General features: G+C 69.6%; 19 protein-coding genes and 1 tRNA gene. 9 read left to right on the top strand and 11 right to left on the bottom strand.

Annotation, left to right across the window (positions count from 1 at the left end; genetic code table 11):
- Nucleotides 1-47 precede the first annotated feature (47 nt).
- The 3 genes from N1027_RS06760 to N1027_RS06770 all read left to right on the top strand — a co-directional run bounded on the left by N1027_RS06760 (nucleotide 48) and on the right by N1027_RS06770 (nucleotide 5,282).
- The gene (locus tag N1027_RS06760; RefSeq protein ID WP_259506405.1) at nucleotides 48-1,268 is read left to right on the top strand and encodes a cation:proton antiporter; all 1,221 of its coding nucleotides are present in this window, start codon (nucleotides 48-50) and stop codon (nucleotides 1,266-1,268) included.
- A 190-nt stretch (nucleotides 1,269-1,458) separates the two neighbouring features.
- A complete protein-coding gene (locus tag N1027_RS06765; protein ID WP_259506406.1) occupies nucleotides 1,459-2,001 on the top strand; it encodes a nucleoside deaminase in 543 nt (180 codons plus the stop codon).
- A gap of 254 nt (nucleotides 2,002-2,255) precedes the next feature.
- Nucleotides 2,256-5,282 carry an alpha/beta hydrolase gene (locus N1027_RS06770; protein WP_259506407.1) on the top strand — a complete coding sequence of 1,009 codons (3,027 nt, stop codon included), beginning with the start codon at nucleotides 2,256-2,258 and terminating at the stop codon, nucleotides 5,280-5,282.
- A 62-nt stretch (nucleotides 5,283-5,344) separates the two neighbouring features.
- Here N1027_RS06770 and N1027_RS06775 read toward each other — a convergent pair whose 3' ends face one another.
- Together N1027_RS06775 and N1027_RS06780 are read right to left on the bottom strand one after the other, a co-directional pair.
- Nucleotides 5,345-5,884 carry a gluconokinase gene (locus N1027_RS06775; RefSeq protein WP_308199781.1) on the bottom strand — a complete coding sequence of 180 codons (540 nt, stop codon included), beginning with the start codon at nucleotides 5,882-5,884 and terminating at the stop codon, nucleotides 5,345-5,347.
- A gap of 20 nt (nucleotides 5,885-5,904) precedes the next feature.
- Nucleotides 5,905-6,426 (bottom strand): Lrp/AsnC family transcriptional regulator, encoded by a 522-nt coding sequence (locus tag N1027_RS06780; protein ID WP_259506408.1) that lies wholly within the window; start codon nucleotides 6,424-6,426, stop codon nucleotides 5,905-5,907.
- A 143-nt stretch (nucleotides 6,427-6,569) separates the two neighbouring features.
- Between N1027_RS06780 and ald the strand changes: the two genes are divergently transcribed.
- A complete protein-coding gene (ald, locus tag N1027_RS06785; protein WP_259506409.1) occupies nucleotides 6,570-7,694 on the top strand; it encodes an alanine dehydrogenase in 1,125 nt (374 codons plus the stop codon).
- A gap of 82 nt (nucleotides 7,695-7,776) precedes the next feature.
- Entirely contained in the window at nucleotides 7,777-8,298 is a 522-nt protein-coding gene (locus N1027_RS06790) for an NADPH-dependent FMN reductase (protein ID WP_259506410.1), read from the top strand.
- Here the strand turns inward: N1027_RS06790 and N1027_RS06795 are convergent.
- Complete coding sequence (locus N1027_RS06795; protein ID WP_259506411.1) at nucleotides 8,295-11,375, bottom strand: DEAD/DEAH box helicase; 3,081 nt, start codon at nucleotides 11,373-11,375, stop codon at nucleotides 8,295-8,297. The genes N1027_RS06790 and N1027_RS06795 overlap by 4 nt on opposite strands.
- A gap of 48 nt (nucleotides 11,376-11,423) precedes the next feature.
- Nucleotides 11,424-11,813 carry a VOC family protein gene (locus N1027_RS06800; protein ID WP_259506412.1) on the bottom strand — a complete coding sequence of 130 codons (390 nt, stop codon included), beginning with the start codon at nucleotides 11,811-11,813 and terminating at the stop codon, nucleotides 11,424-11,426.
- Between the two features lie 222 nt (nucleotides 11,814-12,035).
- Between N1027_RS06800 and N1027_RS06805 the strand changes: the two genes are divergently transcribed.
- A tRNA-Arg gene (locus N1027_RS06805) sits at nucleotides 12,036-12,109 on the top strand.
- 55 nt (nucleotides 12,110-12,164) lie between these two features.
- Here the strand turns inward: N1027_RS06805 and N1027_RS06810 are convergent.
- The 5 genes from N1027_RS06810 to N1027_RS06830 all read right to left on the bottom strand — a co-directional run bounded on the left by N1027_RS06810 (nucleotide 12,165) and on the right by N1027_RS06830 (nucleotide 15,238).
- The gene (locus N1027_RS06810; protein WP_259506414.1) at nucleotides 12,165-12,803 is read right to left on the bottom strand and encodes a DUF5701 family protein; all 639 of its coding nucleotides are present in this window, start codon (nucleotides 12,801-12,803) and stop codon (nucleotides 12,165-12,167) included.
- Between the two features lie 75 nt (nucleotides 12,804-12,878).
- Nucleotides 12,879-13,226: a hypothetical protein gene (locus N1027_RS06815; protein WP_259506416.1), complete on the bottom strand. Its 348-nt coding sequence runs from the start codon at nucleotides 13,224-13,226 to the stop codon at nucleotides 12,879-12,881.
- A gap of 11 nt (nucleotides 13,227-13,237) precedes the next feature.
- Entirely contained in the window at nucleotides 13,238-13,492 is a 255-nt protein-coding gene (locus N1027_RS06820; RefSeq protein ID WP_259506417.1) for a hypothetical protein, read from the bottom strand.
- A gap of 74 nt (nucleotides 13,493-13,566) precedes the next feature.
- On the bottom strand, nucleotides 13,567-14,781 hold the full coding sequence (locus tag N1027_RS06825; protein ID WP_259506418.1) for an alpha/beta fold hydrolase: 1,215 nt from the start codon (nucleotides 14,779-14,781) through the stop codon (nucleotides 13,567-13,569).
- A gap of 25 nt (nucleotides 14,782-14,806) precedes the next feature.
- The gene (locus N1027_RS06830) at nucleotides 14,807-15,238 is read right to left on the bottom strand and encodes a YchJ family protein (RefSeq protein ID WP_259506419.1); all 432 of its coding nucleotides are present in this window, start codon (nucleotides 15,236-15,238) and stop codon (nucleotides 14,807-14,809) included.
- Nucleotides 15,239-15,381: 143 nt separating this feature from the next.
- On the opposite strand from N1027_RS06830, the gene N1027_RS06835 reads away from it, so the two are divergent.
- Nucleotides 15,382-16,137, top strand: coding sequence for an alpha/beta fold hydrolase (locus N1027_RS06835; RefSeq protein WP_259506420.1), 756 nt, complete (start codon nucleotides 15,382-15,384; stop codon nucleotides 16,135-16,137).
- A gap of 121 nt (nucleotides 16,138-16,258) precedes the next feature.
- Here N1027_RS06835 and N1027_RS06840 read toward each other — a convergent pair whose 3' ends face one another.
- The gene (locus N1027_RS06840; RefSeq protein ID WP_259506421.1) at nucleotides 16,259-16,990 is read right to left on the bottom strand and encodes a GntR family transcriptional regulator; all 732 of its coding nucleotides are present in this window, start codon (nucleotides 16,988-16,990) and stop codon (nucleotides 16,259-16,261) included.
- A gap of 61 nt (nucleotides 16,991-17,051) precedes the next feature.
- Between N1027_RS06840 and N1027_RS06845 the strand changes: the two genes are divergently transcribed.
- Nucleotides 17,052-18,308 carry an MFS transporter gene (locus tag N1027_RS06845; protein ID WP_308199782.1) on the top strand — a complete coding sequence of 419 codons (1,257 nt, stop codon included), beginning with the start codon at nucleotides 17,052-17,054 and terminating at the stop codon, nucleotides 18,306-18,308.
- A gap of 25 nt (nucleotides 18,309-18,333) precedes the next feature.
- Here the strand turns inward: N1027_RS06845 and N1027_RS06850 are convergent, their stop codons facing one another.
- Nucleotides 18,334-18,957 carry a TMEM175 family protein gene (locus N1027_RS06850; RefSeq protein ID WP_259506422.1) on the bottom strand — a complete coding sequence of 208 codons (624 nt, stop codon included), beginning with the start codon at nucleotides 18,955-18,957 and terminating at the stop codon, nucleotides 18,334-18,336.
- 96 nt (nucleotides 18,958-19,053) lie between these two features.
- Here N1027_RS06850 and N1027_RS06855 point away from each other — a divergent pair, with 96 nt between their 5' ends.
- Nucleotides 19,054-20,559 carry an MFS transporter gene (locus N1027_RS06855; protein ID WP_259506423.1) on the top strand — a complete coding sequence of 502 codons (1,506 nt, stop codon included), beginning with the start codon at nucleotides 19,054-19,056 and terminating at the stop codon, nucleotides 20,557-20,559.
- Nucleotides 20,560-20,561 lie beyond the last annotated feature (2 nt).

The following is a 20,561-nucleotide window of genomic DNA, read 5'->3' on the forward strand; positions in this document are numbered from 1 at the left end:
ACCGGCGCGGATCGTGTTGACTGTCCCTGACGACGGGGAGGGTCGGCATGGACGTGAATCCGGTCGCGTTGGTCATGGTGCCGCTGCTCGCCGTGCTGGCGCCGCTCGTCGCGGCCGCGGTGGGGCGGGTGGCGAAGGTGCCGCTCGTGGTGTTCGAGATCCTGCTGGGCCTCCTGGTGGGGCCGAGCGTGCTCGGCTGGGTGCCGGCCGACGAGTTCATCGGCGTGCTCGCCAATCTCGGGCTCGCGATGCTGTTCTTCATGGCCGGGAACGAGATCGACTTCCGGGCCATCAAGGGGCGGCCGCTCGGGCGGGCGAGCCTGGGCTGGGTGATCTCGTTGGCACTCGGCCTCGTCGTGGGCCTGCTGCTCGCACCTTCGGTCGAGGCGGGCATCTTCATCGGCGTGGCCCTCACCTCCACCGCGCTCGGCACGATCATGCCGATGCTGCGGGATGCCGGCGAGCTGTCGACCCCGTTCGGGCGTGCGGTCACCGCGGTCGGCGCCGCGGGCGAGTTCGGGCCGCTGATCGCGATCTCGCTCTTTCTGAGTGGTCGCAAACCGCTGCTCGCGGCGCTCGTGCTGATGGCGTTCGTCGTCATCACCGGGCTCGCCATCTGGCTCGCCTCGCGAGGGCCGCACACCCGGCTGCACGCCATCATCTCCGCCACCCGGCACTCCAGCGGCCAGTTCGCGGTGCGACTGGTGCTGCTGTTCGTGGCCGCACTGGTGTGCCTCAGCATCACGCTCGGGCTCGACATGCTGCTCGGCGCCTTCGCAGCGGGCGTGCTCTACCGGGTTCTGCTGGCCGGTGCCCCCGTGGCCGACAAGGAGATCATCGAGTCGAAGCTCGAGGCGGTGGCGTTCGGCTTCCTGGTGCCGATCTTCTTCGTCTACACCGGGGTCACCTTCGACCTCACGTCACTCCTCACGTCGCCGAACGCTCTGCTGCTGCTGCCGGTGTTCCTCGTGCTGTTCCTCCTCGTGCGCGGACTGCCGGGCCTGCTCGCGGCGCCGCCGGGCGCATCCGGCAACGATCGCGCGGCGCTCGCGCTGTTCAGCGCCACGGGTCTGCCCATCATCGTGGCGGTCACCGACATCGGGCTCGACGAAGGCGTGCTGCAGCCGGGCACCGCGTCGGCGCTGGTGGGAGCCGGGATGCTCTCGGTGCTGCTGTTCCCGCTCGTCGCGCTCGGCCGCCGCCGCAAGGCCCTGCACGGCCAACGCCTGCCGCCCGACGAGACCGTGCACGTGCCCGTGGAGGGCTGACGCGGGCGGCGTCGCGGCCGTTCGGCGGTCGATGCCGCGGACAACTCCCGTCGTGACGCCCACCTCGCCCGCAGAGCGGTGCACCTGCCGCCACGGTTGGAGAAGTCCGGTGTCGGAAGACGGGTGTCGGATGACGGGTGTCCGGCGAGGCCGGATCGCGGGCCGGTGCGCATCCGTGTCAGGCTGAGGCATGGCCGCATCCGACTCCGCCGCATCCGACCCGCACCGCCCCACCAGCTCGACCGGGCTCGACCCCGACGAGCTCGACGCGGGCGACCGCGAGCACCTCGAGCGCGCCGTCGCGCTCGCGCAGGCGGCCCGCGACCGCGGCGACCACCCGTTCGGCGCGTTGCTCGCCACCACCGACGGCACCGTGATCGAGGCGATGAACACCGTGAACACCGGCCACGACCCCATCGGGCATGCCGAGACGAACCTCGTGCGCGACTCGGGTCAGCGGCTCGAGATGGCCGAGCTCGCCACGAGCACCCTCTACACGAGCACCGAACCCTGCGCGATGTGCACCGGAGCCATCTACTGGGCCGGCATCCCGCGCGTGGTCTTCGCGCTGTCGGAGCAGGCGCTTGGAGCCCTCGTGTCGGAGCAGTCCGGCGTGCCGACACTCGCCCTGCCGAGCCGCGAGGTTCTGGCCCGCGGCGGCCGCCCGGTGGAGGTCGTCGGTCCGGTGGCGCTTCCGGCTGCAACCGACGTGCATCGCGACTTCTGGGACTGATCCTGAGCTCGAAAGTACACAAACAGTAACAACTTTGTTTCCCGCCTGTTTAATCGACACTCGACGATTGCTGGACTCAGTACTGTTTCGAACAACCCACCGTCGGGCACGCGCCGGAGGTGGGGCTCCCGCGCGAGGCGAATGAGGTGGGCATCCCATTCCTATTGCTGAGGAGCACCTTGTCCACCTCCGTTCGAAAATGGAGGCAGATCGCGCTTGCAACAGCGCTCTGCCTTGCCGCAACCCCGGTGCTCATGAGCACCCCCGCCTTCGCCGCGACCGAGGATGTCGTCGTGGCGCAGGGTTCCGACTGGGTCGTGAACCCGGTTCCCGGCGGGTATGAAGTCACGAAGACACTCGCAGAGCCGATCGAGCTGCGGGGTGCGGCGCCGACCCTGTGGGCCGACGGCGTCGACCTCGGCATCGCCCAGGAGTCGCTCGACGGGCTCACCCTCACCCTCACCACCTCCGACCCGGCGGTGGCCACCGCCTCGGCGATCGACCAGGGCTGGGACGGCGAGGGCGACCCGACGGTGCCGCCCGTCGCGGAGACCGAAGGTGGTCTGACGTCGCTCAGCGAGTCGATGAGTCTCGCCCAGCCCGCGACGCTGGCCGACGACCCGGCCACCCACGGCCAGTTCTCCGTGGAGCGACTCGACTACGACCTCGGCGACGAGGCGGAGGACATCCGCGGCTTCGGTCGCAAGGGCGAGATGCGCGCAGCCGTCTTCATGCCGGTCGGCGCCGCCGGCGAACGCCCCGTGGTCGCGTTCCTGCACGGACGCCACACCTCCTGCTCGGGTGGCACGCGGAACCCGGATTCCTGGCCCTGCAACGACGACCAGGTCGACGTTGCGAGCTACCTCGGCTACAACGCCTCCGCCGAGGCCCTGGCCAGCCAGGGCTACGCGGTCGTGTCGATCTCGGCCAACGCCATCAACGCGCTCGACGGCACCCTTTCCGACGACAACGGCGCGGTGGCCCGCGGGCAGCTGGTGCTCGATCATCTGGCCCTCCTCCAGCAGGCAGACGACGGCACTGCACCGGCGCCGGTGAGCGCCGCTTTGAAGGGTCGCCTCGACCTGCAGCACGTCGGGCTGATGGGCCACTCGCGTGGTGGTGACGGCGTGGTTCGCGCGGCTCTGCTGAACGCCGAGCTGCCGCATCCGTTCGGCATCGAAGCGGTGCTCCCGCTCGCGCCGACCGACTTCGGCCGCATGACGCTGCCCGACGTGCCGATGGCCGTGGTGCTGCCGTACTGCGACGGCGACGTGTCGAACCAGCAGGGTCAACACTTCTTCGACGACTCCCGTGACGCCTACGGAGACGACGTGCTCCGTTCGTCACTGCTCGTGATGGGAGCCGACCACAACTTCTTCAACACCTCGTGGACCCCGAGCAAGTACCCCTACTCGTCGTCCGACGACTGGGCGGCTCAGGACAGGACGCAGACCAACCCGATCTGCGGCTACGGCACGGCTCCGACGCGTCTGACCGACGACGAGCAGTATGCGGTGGGCACGGCGTACATCGCCGGCTTCTTCCGACTCACCATGGGTGCCGAGAACCAGTTCCTGCCGATGTTCGACGGTTCCGACGCCAAGCCCGCCTCGGTGGGCCGTGCCGACATCCGCGTGTCGGCCTCGCTGCCGGCCTCGCTGCGGCTCGACGTGAACGACTTCGACAAGCCCGACACCACGGTTCGGGTGCTCGGCGCCGGCACCTACGCCACCTGCGAGAGCCAGGCGAACCGTCCGGTGCCCGGTGTGCTCGCGCCCTGTGCGACCACCGCTCTGACGACCTCGCAGATGCCGGACTACACGGCGGCGAGCTTCGCGCAGTCGGTGCCCGCGACGACGGCGCTCCATTTCACCTACACGACGCCCGCGAGCGACACCGCTGGGGCCGGCGAACTCCGCGTGCCCACCACCAAGGGCGCCAAGGATTTCAGCGACTACGAGAAGCTGTCGTTCCGGGTCTCGCCTGACGAGACGGTCGTCGACGGCACCGACCTCACGGTGAGTCTCGCCGACGGCAAGGGCGGCCTGGTCTCGGTCGACGCTGCCGCCTACGGTGACGCGCTGAGCGTGCTCCCGGGCACCGTGTCGCCGCTCCGCAAGCTGCTGCTGCAGCAGATCGAGATCCCGCTGTCGGCCTTCGCCGGTGTAGATCTGGCGGATGTGCAGGAGGTGCGGTTCACCGCGCCCCGTGCCGCCGGCGGCGTGCTGCTCTCCGATCTCTCGGCGCTGAAGGCTCCCGCGGTCGGAACCGCGAAGATCTCGACGCGTCCGTTCCTTTCGATCCCCGACGTGAACGTCGACGAGGGTGACGGAATCAGCACGGTCGACGTGCCCGTCGTGCTCTCGCGAGCCCAGGATGTGCCCACGACGGCCTGGTTCAGCGCCGTCGGCACCGCGAACGGCAAGGTCGACCTCGCCATGAAGAAGCTCACCTTCGAGCCGGGTCAGGTCTGCATCGCCGTTCCGGTTCCGATGAACGGCGACACCACGACGAGCACGGCGCCGACGGCGAAGTTCAAGATGACGATCGCGAACACCCAGGAAGGGTCGACCATCGGAGACTCCTACGGCTACCTGCAGGTGAGGGAGGACGACGGTGTCGTGCAGCCCGAGCCGCCGCGGGGCACCGTTCCGCCGGAGGGTACTCCGGAGCCCGGAACGCCGATCGAGTCCGCTCCCGCCGTGGGAGTGCCGGGTGACGCCTGCGCCGAAGCGTTGGCCGAGCCGGGAACCCTGACGGTCACGCCGGCGTCGGCGAAGCCGGGCGACACGGTGACCGTGACCGGTTCTGGCTTCCGGGTCGGCGAGTCGACCTCGCTCGCGCTGCACTCCGACCCGGTCGACCTCGGCTCGGTGGTGAGCACCGACGGCACCGTGTCGTTCACGACCACGGTTCCGGAGGACACCGCGTTCGGTGACCACGAGCTGGTCGCCACCGGGTATGGATCGGCCTTCGTGGCAGACGCGACGATCACCGTGGTCGACCCGGATGCGCCGATCTCCACGCCCACGCCCAGCCCCACCCCGACCGACACTCCGACCCCCTCCGCCACGCCGGCGCCCCCGGTGACCGGTGGCGGCGCCGGGAGCGGATCGGCGGCCTCCGACGTCGCCTCGACCGAGACGGGTTCGGGTTCGCTCGCCTCCACCGGCTTCCAGGTCGCCGGCTGGTCGGCGATGGCGATCGTGCTGATCGCCGGAGGAGTGCTGGTGTTCTTCCTCCGTCGCCGCCGTTCGATGGCGGGGCACGACTCCGAGTAACACTCCGATTCGCCGCGGCTCCCACCGGGCGATGACGACAGGCCCCCGGCAAAGGGAACGGATCATTCCGTTCCTGGAACCGGGGGCCTTTCGTCGCGCAGCGCGGCATCCACCCGGTCGAGCACCTCGGCCGGACCGCCCTCGATGCTCACCTGCGCTCCCGCCTCGTCAGGGGCCAGCGATTCGAGCGTGGCGAGCTGGGAGTCGAGCAGCGAGGCCGGCATGAAATGGCCGGGGCGGGCCGACATCCGTTGCCACAGCAACTCCCGCGACCCCGTGAGCTCAAGGAAGACGGCGTCGGGAGCGGCGGCCCGGATGCGATCGCGGTAGGCCCGCCGCAGGGCTGAGCACGCCATCACGATGCCGTCGGTCGACCCCGCCAGGGTCGCCGAGACGATGTCGAGCCACGGCCAGCGGTCGTCGTCGGTGAGAGGGATGCCCGCGGTCATCTTCGCGACGTTGAGCTCCGGATGCAGGTCGTCGCCGTCGATGAAGGCCCACCCCCGGCGCGCGGCGAGACCCGAGCCGATCAGCGACTTGCCCGAGCCGGACACCCCCATGACGACGATCCGGGCGGTGGCGGGCGAAGCATCCGTGGTCACCCGTCGAGCCTAGAGCGTGCCTAGGGGAGTGCGCGCGCCGGTGGCGCCGCGACGGCCTCGCGCACCTGACTCCAGCTCGAGCCCTCCTGCATGTGCTGCACGCCGATCAGGTGGTCGAACACGATGTTGGTCTGGGTCGAGGCGACCGAGTTGTCCATGCTCAGCTCCGTGGCCACGAAATCGCGCAGCTGCCCGGTGGAGGTGCAGGCCACGTGGATGAGGAAGTCGTCGGCCCCGCCGAGGAAGAACACGTTCAGAACATTGGGCAGCGTGATGACTCGCTGGGCGTAGGTCTTGATCTGCGCCCGGGCTTGCGCTTTGAGGCGCACCGCCACGATCGCCTCGATCGGCAGACCCAACGAGGCCCAGTCGGGTTGCGCGTGGAACGAACGCAGCACGCCGCTCTGGTGCAGTGCCCGCACCCGCACGAGGCAGGTGGAGGGTGCGATGCCCACGCGCTCGGCGAGCACCTTGTTCGGCAGGCGGGCCTCGCGGCAGAGTTCCCAGACGATGCGCTCGTCGATTTCGTCGATTGCGGGCATCCGTCGAACCTTTCGAACTATTGCGCTCAGATTCGCGCCTCCATCGGATTATATTCGGAAGCAGTGACATCCATCCAAATCGATTCGATAATTTCAGTGCAGAAAGCGAAGAAGCCGTCCCGCAGTGAAGAAGGAGAACGACCGTGATCATCGGTGTTCCGAAAGAGATCAAGAACAACGAATTCCGCGTGGCGATGACGCCGTCGGGGGTATTCGAGCTCGTGAAGCACGGGCACCAGGTGATGGTTCAGCAGGGCGCAGGGCTCGGTGCGGCGATTGCCGACGCGGAGTATGAGGCGGCGGGCGCATCCGTCGTCGACGTCGACGCCGTGTGGACCGCCGAGATGATCGTGAAGGTGAAGGAGCCGATCGCCCCCGAATACGCCCGGATGCGCGAAGGCCAAGTGATCTTCACCTACCTGCACCTCGCCGCGGCCGAGCCTCTCGTGAGCGCGCTGCTCGAATCGAAGGCCACCTCCATCGCCTACGAGACCGTTCAGCTGGCCGACGGATCGCTGCCGCTGCTCGCCCCGATGAGCGAGGTCGCCGGCCGATTGAGCGTGATGGTGGGCAGCTACCACCTGATGGGTTCGAAGGGCGGTCGCGGGGTGCTGCTCGGCGGCGTGCCCGGTGTGCGCCCGGCCAAGGTCACCGTGATCGGCGCCGGCATGGCGGGCGAGAACGCGCTGGCCCAGGCGCTCGCCGCAGGAGCCGACGTGACGGTGCTCGACCTCTCGATTCCGCGGTTGCGACACATCGACGAGGTCTTCGGCGGCCGAGCCAAGACGGTCGTGTCGAACGCCTACGAGATCGAGCGCAGCGTGCTCGAGGCCGACCTCGTGATCGGCGCTGTGCTGGTGCCGGGGGCGAAGGCCCCGAAGCTGGTGTCGCACGAACTGGTGAGCCGGATGAAGCCGGGCTCGGTTCTCGTCGACATCGCGATCGACCAGGGCGGCTGCTTCGAAGACTCTCGCCCCACCACCCACGACGAGCCCACCTATCGCGTCGAGAACTCGATCTTCTACTGCGTGGCGAACATGCCCGGATCGGTCTCATCGACCTCGACCTTCGCGCTCACGAACGCGACCCTGCCCTACGTGGTGCAGCTCGCCGACCGGGGCTGGAAGGATGCGGTGGCGCGCAACGCGGCGCTCGCGCCCGCCGTCTCGACGGTGGCCGGGCATCTCACTCATGCGGGCACGGCCGACGCGTTCCCACACTTCGGTTACACGCCGTTGGCAGAACTGGTCGAGCTACAGGCCCTGTGACGGAGAGTTACCGGCTCCCGACGGGGGCGAGCGCTGCGGGCGATACTGGGAGAACACCGTCCGCCGGTCTGGAAGGGAACTCATGACACTCAGCGTCACCGTCGTCGTCGGAAATCCGAAGCCCGAGTCCCGCACCCGCACGGTGGCGGAGACGCTCGTGCAGAAGCTGCTGCAGCCCGGGAGCTATGAGCTCCAGGTGATCGACCTCGCCGATCACACGGCCGAGATCTTCGCCTGGCCCTCGGAGCCGATGGCGGCGCTCAACGCGCGCGTCGCCGCGAGCGACCTCGTGGTGTTCGCGTCCCCGACCTACAAGGCGACGTACACGGGACTGCTCAAGGCGTTCCTCGACCGGTATCCGGCCAATGGCCTGGCGGGGGTCACCGCCATCCCGGTTCTGACCGGGGCCGACCTCACCCACTCCATGGGGCCCACGGTGAATCTCGCGCCGCTGCTCGTCGAACTCGGCGCGATCGTGCCGGGGCGCGGGTTCTACTTCGTCGCCGGGCAGATGGACCAGCTCGACGAGATCGTGGGCGCAGCTGCCGCGCAGTATGCGGCCAATCTCTCCCGGCTCGCGTCCGTCGCGTCCGCAACGGTTTAGGCGAGGAGGCCCCGGATGTCGTCGGCCGTGAGCGCCTGCGAGAAGAGCGCGTCGTCGTCGAGCACGGCGTCGAAGAGCTTCGCCTTCTGCTCCTTCAGCGCCATCACCTTCTCCTCGATCGTGTCGGAGGCCACCAGCCGGTAGACGTTCACCGGATGCGTCTGCCCGATGCGGTGCGTGCGGTCGATTGCCTGCGTCTCGCTCGCCGGGTTCCACCACGGGTCGAGCAGGTAGACGTAATCGGCCTCGGTGAGGGTGAGGCCGAAACCGCCCGCCTTGAGGCTGATGAGGAAAACCGGCGCATCCCCTTCGCGGAAGCGATTGATCACCTCGGAGCGCCGGCGGGTCGAACCGTCGAGGTATTCGTAGGAGATGCCCTCCGCATCCAGCCGGGCCGCGACCTTCGCCAGATACGACGTGAACTGGCTGAACACGAGGGAGCGGTGACCCTCGGCCACCACTTCGCCCAGGTTCTCGACCAGCACCTCGAGCTTCGACGACGGCACGGATGCGTGCGCCTCGTCGATGAGCGTCGCGTCGAGACTGAGCATGCGCAGCAGAGTCAGCGAGCGGAACACGATGAAGCGATTGCGATCGAGATCCTCGATCAGACCGAACAGCTTCTGCCGCTCGCGCTGCAGCACCGTGTCGTACAGGTGCCGGTGCGCGGGCGCGAGTTCGACGTGCAGCACCTGCTCCTGCTTCTCGGGCAGCTCGGGCGCCACCGCCTCCTTCGTGCGCCTCAGGAGGAACGGCCGGATGCGCCGCCGCAGCCGCGTCAGCAACCGCGGGTCGATGCCACGCTCGATCGGCCGCTGGTAGTGCTCGGCGAAGCGCACATGGCTCGGGAAGAGGCCGGGAGCCACCAGGTCGAAGAGCGACCAGAGCTCCATCAGGTTGTTCTCGAGCGGGGTGCCGGTGATGGCGAGGGTGAAGTCGACGTCGAGCTCGCGGGCGCGGGCGTGCACCTTCGAGGCGTGGTTCTTCACGAATTGCGCCTCGTCGAGCACGAGGCCCGCCCAATCGAGGGCCTGATAGGCCTCGAAGTCGAGGCGGAAGAGGGTGTAGCTGGTCACGACGACGTCAGCTCCGTGGGCGACCTCGCTCAGGGAGGCGGGGCTCTTCGCCTGGGTCGCGGTGACGGGGCGCACCGTCAGGCCGGGGGTGAAGCGGGCCGATTCGTCGGCCCAGTTCGACACGACCGACGTGGGGGCCACCACCAAGAACGGGCGGGACGCGGCATCCGGCCCGCCCGTCGATGTGGGCGCTGTCGCCGTCGTGCTCTCGGCCGCCGCCGCAGCCGTCTCGCGAGCGTGAGCGATGAGCGCGAGGGTCTGCAGCGTCTTGCCGAGCCCCATGTCGTCGGCGAGCACGCCGCCGAGGCGGTGGCGCCAGAGAAAGGCGAGCCAGTCGAATCCGGCCTTCTGGTAGGGGCGGAGCACGGCGTTCACCCCGGCCGGGAGCGGCGTGGGCTCGACCGACTCGACGTCGCGGAGACCCGCGGCGGCGGCCCGCCAGGTCTCGGCCTCGATGGACTCGTCGGCGAGGTCGTCGAAGTCGCTCCAGAGACTCACCTGGTGCTTGCTGATGCGCACGCCGGTCTCCCACTCGTCGAGCGTGCCCGACTCCTCGAGCAACTCCCGCAGGCGATCGAAGGCAGGGTGGTCGAGTCGCAGGTAGGTCTTGTCGACCATGAGCAGCTTCGTCTGGCCCTTCGCGAGGGCCTTGAACAGCGGGCCGAACGGTATTCGGTAGCCGTTCATGTTCACCACGATGCCGAGGTCGAACCAGTCGCGCTTGAGCGACTCGACCATGGTGATGGTGACGTCGGGATGCCCGTCGAGCTCGCGGTAGGCCGGTCGGGGTCCGATGACGTCGACGCGCACGCCAGCGAGCCCGTCGAGCATCGGCAGGGCGCGCTCGGCGAAGGCCGCAGCCTCGACGCCGCGAAGGGTCAGCGACGGGGAGAGCGGGTCGATGCGGGGCGGGAACCGCACCAGCACCGCGTCGAGCTCGATGGCCGTCTCGGCGAGGATGCGCCGCTCGGCCGCGTCGTCGCGCTGGCCCACCCAATCCCAGTCGAGCTGCAGCACGTCGCCCGAACGGAAGCGGGCCGTGAGCACGAGAACGGGCGGCGGCACCTCAGGGAGCTCGAGCGAGCCATCGGGGCTCGTGATGGAGACGCCCTGCTGCAGGCTCGGGTAGTACTCGTCGAAGAACTGCGCCGTCTCGGCGGCGGGGATGCGCAGCGTCGGCTGGCCGAGCAGGCGCAGCTCACCCGGGGTGAGCGTCGTGCTCGCCGGGGCCAGCACGATCTCGGGGCGCTCGCCGAGGCGGGCGTAGCCGTAGACGCCGTGGTCGCCGATCGGGCCGGTGTCGGTGGCGGGCCAGTCGATGGAGGTCGCCGCATCCGCGCCGGTATTGGCACCGGCGTCGACGGAGGTGTCGGCCCTCTCGCTCGAGCTCTCGCCGAACGCAACCGTCGGGGTGAGCTGCAGCGCGCCGCCCGGCCGTAGTCGCGCATCCAGGCCCACGGATGCGCGGCCCAGCACCCGCACCGACCCGCCCCTCGCCGAGGTGAGCAGTTCGATGCCGCGGCGCTGACCCTCGGCCAGCAGCTGCCAGAGCAGGGGGCTGGCGAAATCGTCGAGGTTCAGCCAGTCGGTCTCCGGCGGGGTGAGCCCGTCGCGGGTCGCGCGGTGCAGGGCGGCGAACTGGGCGAACCAGCGATGGTGGTCGGGATCGAGATTGAGGCGGTTGACCTGGTGCGCGAAGGAGCCCCAGGTGACGTTGGCTTTGACGTAGGCGCCGGATGCGGCCCGGATGACCGGCCGCACCCCCAGCCGGCGGGGCGCCCGGGTCGTCGGGTCGGCCTCGGGGTCGGTCGCCGTCTTGGCGGTGGGGCCGCGCCAGCGGTCGTGGGTGCGGGGCGAGAGCTCACGCACCTCGAACTGGAGGCCCATTGGGGTGGTCCTGCCGTCGGCGCCTGCATCGGTGCCACGGGCGCCGCCGTTCGCCAGCGCGCCGACGACGGACTGCCAGCTGCTGCCGCGGGAGGCAGGAGAGGCGTCGGGCATGAGTCCATCGTCTCACCAGCCTCCGTCACTGGGGTCCGGTCGCCCCGCTCAGCCGCCCATCGCGGGCGCCCGCTGCGACACGCAGAGGAAGTTGCCCTCACTGTCGCGGAACCACGCGGCCATCGATCCGTCGGGCATGGTCACGATGCCGTCGACGGTCGTCATCTCGGGAAAGTCGTACTCCTCGAAGACGACGCCGTGGTCGCGCATCCGTTTCACCTCCGATTTCAGGTCGTCGGTCATCCAGCCCATCTGGGTGTTCTGGGCGGTGCCGGCGTTCTCGGTCTCGTACAGTTCGAACGCGGAGCCTTCGTCCGGACGGTAGATGAGCACGCCGTCGAGCTCTTCGTTCGGGTCGAGTTCGAGCTTGTCGTGGTAGTAGCCTCGCGCCCGCTGCAGGTCGCTCGCGGGCAGCACGGTGTGGAGTTCTTTCAGCATCGCAATCGTCTCCTCGTCATTGAGTGGAGACTCGGTGAGGAGCGCCGAGAGGCAAATCGCGGCAGGGCTGAACAGGGCGTCGTGAATCGCGGGTCGGTGTCCCCGCTTCGTCGTGATCCCGAGGGTACGCGCCCCAGAACGGCGGGGCCAGGGGGCTGACTTTGACGCCCATTCCGGGCGTGCTAGGCTCTGATGTTCGTGCGGAGAAGTCATCCGCATACTGCGCCCTTAGCTCAGCTGGATAGAGCGTCTGACTACGGATCAGAAGGCCAGGGGTTCGAATCCCTTAGGGCGCACAGAACATGCCACCACAGCAAGACCCCGAGTCATCGACTCGGGGTCTTCGTCGTTTCAGCGCGGGGTGGAGGCGAAGCCGAGCCAGGTGTGACGGTTGCGGGCCCAGCACCAGCCGAGCTTCGGGGCGCCGCGGCGCGCGCGACCGTCGCGGCCGGTGCCGCCGCTGATCCAGAGGGCGGGAGTGCGGGCATCCAGGGCGCCGTCGCGCACGAGCCGAGATCCGATGGTCATGAAGCACTTGCCCGGCTGCAGCTGCTCGGGCTGTTGCAGCAACCAGCTGATTCCCTCGTGCACCGTGAGCGGCCGGCGACCGCGCGCCACGATCTCGGGCAGCGCCTCGGCGGGGCTCCAGTTCGACATGTCGTCGCCTCGATCGATGTCGTGGACGAGGTAGAGCGGGCGATCGGGCAGGTCGACGCCATCGACGGCAGTGAACTCGTCGAGGTCGGCCATGTCGCCCACCACGAAGCCGGGCTTCCCGTTGCGGGTGAGAAGCGGCACCAAAGCGCTCGCCGGGGCGAGCCGCGGGTGGATGGCCAGGATGGCGTCAGGCCCCGCGCGAAGACCGGATGCGAGGCTGCGCAGCTCTTCGGCGCTGATGCCTGCGGCAGCGGGCAGACCCGCCTCGATCAGGCGATCGACCTGCTCGCGCACGGTCGGGGTGGGGGTCATCGAAACGGGCGTGATGGTCATGCTCGGCAGCACCTCTTCGTTGCGGGGAGTGCTGGAGGCAACCTCCGGCGCGCGCCGAATGTTCCCGGAGTGGTGTTACTCGCCGTCGATGAGGTTCAGCAAACGCTTCGCGGCCTTCGCGATGTCGTCGTGGTCGTTCTGTGCGGCACGATCCTCGGCCGCGATCACACCGCCACGGCGCACCTTCGTGAAGTCGCCGTACGGGAAGCTGTAACGGCCCTTGGTCTCCTCCGACTTCTCGGAGTCGACGCCGAGGAACCACTTCGCGTATTCCCCGTAGCCGTGCTTGTCGATGAAGGCGTTCTCGTCGGCGGCGCTCGGCGCGGCCTTGCCCCAGCCGTCGTGCTCGTCGTGCACCACGTCGCCCGCCTCGATCAGCGAGCGCGCGTGGGAGACGGCGGCGCGGTTCAGTTTCACGACCATCGTCGGTCCTCTCAGTCGGCTTTAGGATCGATGACGCCGGTCGGGTCGTCGGGAGCGGCGGGGTCGTCGATGTCGGTCACGTCGCCGTCGGCATCCGGATGCGGGTTGTCGGCGTGCTCGTCGGCGCCGGCGACGGCATCGTCCCAGCCCCCGGTACCGGTGCCGGAGCCATCGGGGTAGTCCGGGTCGCGGGAGTCCTCCACTCGGTGCTCGTAGGCGTATTCGTCGAGGTTGGGGTCTTTGTCGCGGTCGCTCGGTGCGGTCATGGGGAGCTCCGATCTCGTCTCGGTGCTCTCCATCGTGCGCCGCTTTCGCGCATCCGCAACCCTCTTCGCGAGACTCAGCGGCCCGCGGTGCCGTCAGCGGCCGCGGTCTTCAGCCAGTCGACGAGCTTCGGCACCGCCCGCAGCGCGACCAGCCCGTGCCCGGTGTCGCCGATGGTCTCGTACGTCACCTCCGTGCCGAGCGCGCGCTCTTCGGCGACGAACTGCGCCGTGATCTCGGGGCGCACCAGCTGATCGGTGTCGCCCTGCGCCACGAACAACGGCACGGGCAGCCGGGTTCCGCCCGGGGTGTTCTGGGCGAGCAGGGTGGCCCAGGGCTCGGTGGTGCCGGGGTCGCTCGCGAGGTACGTGCCGATCAGGGGTGTCGCGATGTCGTGCAACTGCTTGTTCTGGCCGAACAGGCAGAGGCCTGCCATCGTGTCGGTCGCCGCGGCGCCCTCCGGCGTCAGGATGGAGTCGAGCGTCGTGCCCGGCGTCGACGGACCGAAGACGGAGGAGTATGCCGCGAAGGCGTATGACCCGATCGTCACGCCCGACACGTCTCCGACATCGGCCTTCAGCAACTCGGCGAGGTTCGTGGCCGGAGCCGCGACCGCGACCGCCTGGAGCTGGAGCTCGGGTGCGTAGTCCGGGGCTCGCTGCCCCGCGAAGAGCGCGGCTTGGCCACCTTGGGAGTGGCCCCAGAGCACGAGGCGGGTGCCGGCATCCGTGCCGTCGAGAGCGCGGGCGGCGCGGGCCGCGTCGAGCACGTTGTTGCCCTCGGTGTCGCCGATCAGGTAAGAGGGGGGACCGGCGGCCCCCATGCCCGAGTAATCGGACGCCGCCACCACGTACCCGGCGTCGAGGAGTTGCGGCAGTCCCTCGATGAGGTCGAAGGGGTCGATGCCGAGCGACGGCGCGCAGCGCTGGGCGGCACCCGTGGTGGGGTGAGCCCAGGAGACGATCGGTCGGCCACCGGGCGGGGCCGGGGCGTCGGGCGCCACGACGACGCCGGAGACCACGATGTCGGTGCCGTGCACATCGGTGGAGTGGTAGAGGATGCGCCAGGCCTTCGCGCCGTTCGGTGCGCTGAGGATCGGTTCGGAACGGAGGACGGTTCCCGGTGCGGCCGACGGCACCGGATCGGGCAACCGATAGAACGGCGCCTCGGTCGCCTCCTCCAGAGCCCCTTCTGCGATGCGGCGGTCGGCGGTCCAGAACCCGGAGGCGATCGCCAGTCCGAGCCCGATGGCGAGCACCAGACCCACGCCGGTGAGGATGCGGCGGATCACACGCCCTCGACGTCTCGTATCGGGGTCAGGCGGCGTCGACATAGAACCACCGGCCGCCGGTGCGCCTGAAACGACTGTTCTCGTGCTGCGAGCCAGACGTGGAGGGAGCGTCGGGGGCCGTCGAGCGCACGCGGTAGTATGCCTCGAACTCGACCGTTCCCTCGGAGTCGAACACTCCGCCGCCCGTACGGCCGAGAATGTCGAGCCGGAACCAACGGATGGCCGGGTCGAGTTCGAGATCGCCCGGCCGGGAGTCAGGATGCCACGTCTCCATCAGGTAGGCCGGGTCGCCCACCGCGAAGGCGGAGTACCGCGAGCGCATCAGCCGCTCGGCGGTGGGAGCGTGCGACTCGCCGCGGTGGAACGGGCAGCAGCACTCGCCGTAGACGTCTCCGCTCAGGCACGGGCAACGCGCCGTGTCGGCGATCGGCCGGGCGGCGTCGGATGCGGGTGGCACGCGTTCATTATCGGCCACGGTCGGGGCACTGGGCGAGTGCCGGATCGCGGCGGGCGTGCGGCGCCCTGTAGAGCGCCGGCCGCGACCCGCCAGGGATTCGGGCACCGGGCTGGGCTGTCGCGTGGGCGGTTTAGGCTCGAAGGGTGCCTGTCGTTCTGTCGCAGGGCGTGCGGATCGCCTACGAGCGGTTCGGCGACCCGACGCATCCGCCGGTGCTGCTCGTGCACGGTTTCGCGTCGAGCCGCGACGGCAACTGGTTGCGGGCCGGCTGGGCCCGTCCGCTCACCGAGGGTGGTTTCTCGGGCATCGCCGTCGATCTGCGGGGCCACGGCGAGAGTGATCGGCCGCGGGCGATCAGCGCCTACGGTCCGTCGCGCTTCCTCGCCGATCTGGTGGCGGTGCTCGACGAGTCGGGCGTCGCACACGCTCACCTGCTCGGCTACTCGCTGGGGGCACGGCTCTCCTGGGAGTTCGCGCTGCGGCATCCACACCGCGTGCGCTCGCTGGTGCTGGGCGGGCTTCCGGTGTCGGGCTCCTTCGTGGGCTTCGACCTGGCTCAGGCGCGCGCCGCGGTGGAACGGTCGGCAGCGGTGGATGAACCGGTGACCGCCCGCTACCTCGCCATGATGCGGGCCACGCGCGACAACGATCCGCACGCGCTGCTGCGACTGGCCGAGGCGGTGCGACGGCGGGAGTTCCGCCCGGCGGCGAGGATTCCGCGCCAGGACATGCTGATCGTGGCGGGCAGCGACGACGACATCGCCGCCGAATCGGAACAGCTCGCGGCACGCATCCCGCACGCCTCGTTCCTGTCGCTCCCCGGGCGCAACCACCTCGACGCCATCACCTCGCGCGTCTTCAAGCAGGCGACGGTGGAGTTCCTGCAGTCCCACCCCTGACTCGCGGCCTCAGGTGAGTGCGGGGTGCGGACTTCTCCAAACGAGATGGCGGCCGCGGCTGCTACGGGCGGGGGCTGCCGGGAGGGTTGGAGAAGTCCGGCGTGGCGCGAGGGGAACGCCACTACGGTGTGGAGCGCGGTGGGGCCTCCACGATCGAGAGGCCGGTAGCCCGCAGGCGGCGGCGCTCGCCGGCCAGGTGATCGACGAGCCTCTCGTTCGTCGACCGGATGTGCAACGCGAGCAGGAGCGCCGCTTGCTCGGCATCGCGCTCCCGCAATGCGTCGACCACGGCGCGGTGTTCGCCCCACGCGTGCTCCCGCGACTCGGCGGTGCGCACCTCGAGCCACCGGGTGCGGGCGAGCCGCGTCATCGCGCCGCGCACCGCGTCCGTCATCGGCGCATTGCCCGAGAGCGATGCGAGCTCGACGTGGAAGTCGCCGCCCGCCCGCACGACCTCCTCCTCGTCGCCCCCTGGTCGCGCCGTCTCGAGCAGTTCGGCGAGCCCAGCGACGTCGGCGTCGGATGCGCGCAGCACAGCCAACCGCACCGCTGCCGTCTCGACGGCTTCGCGCAGTTCGGCCAACGCGCGGATCTCGTCGATGTCGATCGGCGCCACGATCCACCCCCGCCCGTCGCGCTGCGCGAGCCCTTCGGTCTCGAGGCGCATGAGCGCGGCGCGCACGGGTGTGCGCGAGGCGTGGAAGGTGGCCTCGAGACCCCGTTCAGTGAGTCGCTCGCCGGGCATCAGGTCGAGGTTCAGCACGGCGGAGCGCAGCCGTTCGTAGAGGTGCAGGGTCTGCGATCCGGGGTCGGCGAGGGAACCCTGGGGGGTGGGTGGGCTGGTGGGGGTCATCTGCTCCCGATCGCGAACGGTACACCAGGGTGGTATACCAAAATGGTGTACCGTCAGGATAGTGCACGATGACCTCCGAACCCCAGCACCACGCGCTGCCGCGCCGCGCGCCCCCTTTCCGCGAGCGGCGCGCGCTTGGACCGTGCTCGCCCTCGGGCTCGGTGCCCAGATCTCCGGCACCGTCTTCGTCAGCACCCCCGCCTTCCTGATCCCGCTGCTCCACACCGAACGCGGCCTGACGCTCGCCGAAGCCGGGTTCCTGGCCTCCACGCCCACCATCGGCATGGTGCTCACCCTGATCGCCTGGGGCGCCCTCGCCGACCGCATCGGCGAGAAATGGGTGATCGCCGGCGGCCTCGCTCTCACCGCGCTCGCCGCCTTCGGGGCCATGCAGGCGCAAGGTTACATCGCGCTGGGGCTGTTCCTCCTGCTCGGCGGCGCGGCCTCCGCCAGCGCGAACGCGGCGAGCGGGCGCGTCGTGGTGGGCTGGTTCCCCAAAGACCGCCGCGGCCTCGCCATGGGTGTGCGCCAGATGGCGCAGCCGCTCGGCGTCACGATCTCGGCGTTGCTGGTGCCGACCCTCGCGAGCACGGCAGGCGTGGGCGCTGCGCTGGCGGTGCCGTTCGTCATGACCGCGGTGTTCGCGGTGGCCTGCGCGATCGGCGTCATCAATCCGCCGCGTGCATCCGTTCCCCGGGCGAGATCGACGGATGCGCCCACTCGTCGCCCCCAGAACCCCTACCGTTCGAGCGGCTTCCTGTGGCGCATCCACGCCGTCTCGGTGCTGCTCGTGGTGCCGCAGTTCACCCTCTCGACCTTCGGGCTGGTCTGGCTCATCACCGATGTTGGCCTGGATGCGCTCACCGCCGGGGTGCTGGTGGGTGTCGCGCAGTTCGTGGGCGCGCTCGGGCGTATCGCCGTTGGCGTGCTGAGCGACCGGATGGGCAGCCGGGTTCGGCCGTTGGCCTACGTCGCGATCGCGGCGGCGGCGGCGATGCTCGTGCTCGCCGGCCTCGACGTGGTGTCGGCCCCGTGGGCGGTGGTGGCCGTGATGTTCGTGCTCGCCACCACGATCACGGTGGCCGACAACGGGCTCGCCTTCACCTCGGTGGCCGAGGTCGCCGGCTCGGCCTGGGCCGGCCGGGCGCTCGGGGCGCAGAACACCGCGCAGTTCGTCGGCGCCTCGGTCGTGGGGCCGGCGGTGGGCGCGTTGATCGGGCTGGTGGGGTTCCCGCTCGCCTTCGTGGCGGTGGCGCTCTTCCCGGCGGTGGCGGTGCCGCTCATCCCGCGCGCCTCCGCCGAACACGACCGCCTCTGAACCGCGGCCCCGGTCGGCGGGGTGATCAGGCCACCGGCGTCGCGGAGCGCCTCCGCACGCGCTCGACGATGGCCTGCACAGGCCCCGTCAGGGCGAGCCCGAACAGGGAGAACAATCCCAGCTGCGGAAAGATCACGACCACGAGGAACACCGCGAACATCATCGACGACGCGACCAGCGACGGCACGAGGGTCAGCGTGCCGCGCGCCTCGGGCGTCTGCAGTTCGGGGCTTCGCAGGATGATGATCATCTGTCCCGTGCCGGAGAAGCTCGACAGCACCATCGTGCCGACGTAGAGCGCCGAGGTCGCGGGGGAGTTGTCGCCGCTGCCCGCCGCGATCAGCTCGGTGGGGAAGGGCAGGAAGACGATCGTGAGCAGCCAGAAGAGGTTGACCCAGAGCAGCGGTTTGTTGTAGCCCGCGATGTTCTCGTACATGCGGTGGTGGGCGAGCCAGAACCGCCCTATCACGGCGAAGCTGATGACGAAGACGAGCAGCTTCAGCCAGTTGTCGACCAGCAACTCCGACACCGTCTTGTCGTTCAATTCGGTCGCGGTGTCGACCAGCGGCAGGATGAGCAGGGTGATCGCGATCGCCACCACCGCGTCGCTGAAGTTGACCAGCCGATCGAAGCCGCGCTCAGTGTGCATGCCCCTTATTATCGCGATCCGCGGAATCCGGGTGGAATACTCCCGCACGAGGTGAGGTTGACCCCCCTGACTACTTGACTGGGGGCAATTACTTTCGTGACTGACAGCACACACGACGACGGGCCGACCGAGGCGGAACGCGCACGGCTGCGCCGACCCGTCAACCAGCGAGCGGTGGTCTTCGCCCTCGCCTTCACCGGCCTCGTGGCCGCGTTCATGATGACGCTGCTCACGCCGCTGGTGCCGGAGCTCCCCGAGCTGCTGAACGTCTCGGTCGAGGACTCGCTCTGGGCGGTGACGGTCACCCTCCTCGCGGCGGCGGTCTCCACACCGATCGCGGGCCGGCTCGGCGATCTCTACGGCAAACGCCGCGTCGTGCTCGCACTTCTCGTGCTGGTGGTGGCCGGTTCGGTGATCGCGGGACTCTCCTCGAGCCTCCTGCCGCTGATCGTGGGCCGTGCCCTGCAAGGGGCCGGGATCGGCGTGATCCCGCTCGGCGTGAGCATCCTGCGCGACGTGCTGCACCGCGACCGGCTGGGTGGTGCGGTCGCTCTGGTCAGTGCCACGCTCGGCGTCGGAGGTGCAGTCGGTCTGCCGGTCTCCGCGGTCATCTCGCAGTACCTCGACTGGCACTTCCTGTTCGTGGTGTCGGGCCTGCTGGCGGCGCTCGGCTTCCTGCTGGTGTGGAAGTTGATTCCGGTCAGCACACTGCGGAGTGAGGGCAGCTTCGACGTGATCGGCGCGGTCGGTCTCGGAATCGGTCTCGTCGGCATCCTGCTCGGCGTCTCGAAGGGCGGCAGTTGGGGCTGGGGGAGCCCGGCCACGCTCGGCACGATCATCGGCGGCGCCGTGGTGCTGGTGCTCTGGGGCTGGTTCGAGCTGCGCACGACCAGTCCGCTGATCGACCTGCGGGTGGCGGCACGTCGCACCGTGCTGCTCACGAACCTCGCTTCGGTGACCGTCGGTTTCGCCTTCTTCTCCAGCACGGTCGTGCTGCCGCAACTCCTCGAGGCGCCCACCGGCACCGGGGTCGGGCTCGGCCAGACGATGCTCGTGGCAAGCCTCTGTCTCATGCCGAGCGGCCTCATCATGTGGGCCATGTCGCCCGTCGCCGCCCGCCTGACCCGCGCTCGGGGAGCGCGCACGAGCCTGCTGCTCGGCATCGCCATCATCGCCGTGGGCTACGTGCTGGCGATCTTCTTGATGAGCGAGGTCTGGCACACCATCGTGATCGCGACGGCCGTGGGCTTCGGCGTCGGGTTCGCGTATGCCTCGATGCCCAACCTCATCATGGGCGCCGTGCCGGCGACCGAGACGGCGGCCTCGAACGGGTTGAACTCGGTGATGCGCACGCTCGGCTCCACAGTGGCAAGTGCGGTACTCGGCGTGGTGCTCTCCACGAATCTGGTGACCGTCGGCGACGTCACGACGCCGAGCGCATCCGCGTTCCAACTGGCGTTCGTGATCTCCGCCGTCGCCGCCGTGGTGGGAGTGGTGTTCACGGTGTTCATCCCGCGGCACCACAAGGCCTACCGCCGGGCGAGCCTTCCGGATGCGGATGACACCGCCGCTGAGGTCAGCCCGGCCGCGCAGGCGGCCTGACT

This window comes from Herbiconiux aconitum (assembly GCF_024979235.1).
Taxonomy (GTDB): domain Bacteria; phylum Actinomycetota; class Actinomycetes; order Actinomycetales; family Microbacteriaceae; genus Herbiconiux; species Herbiconiux aconitum.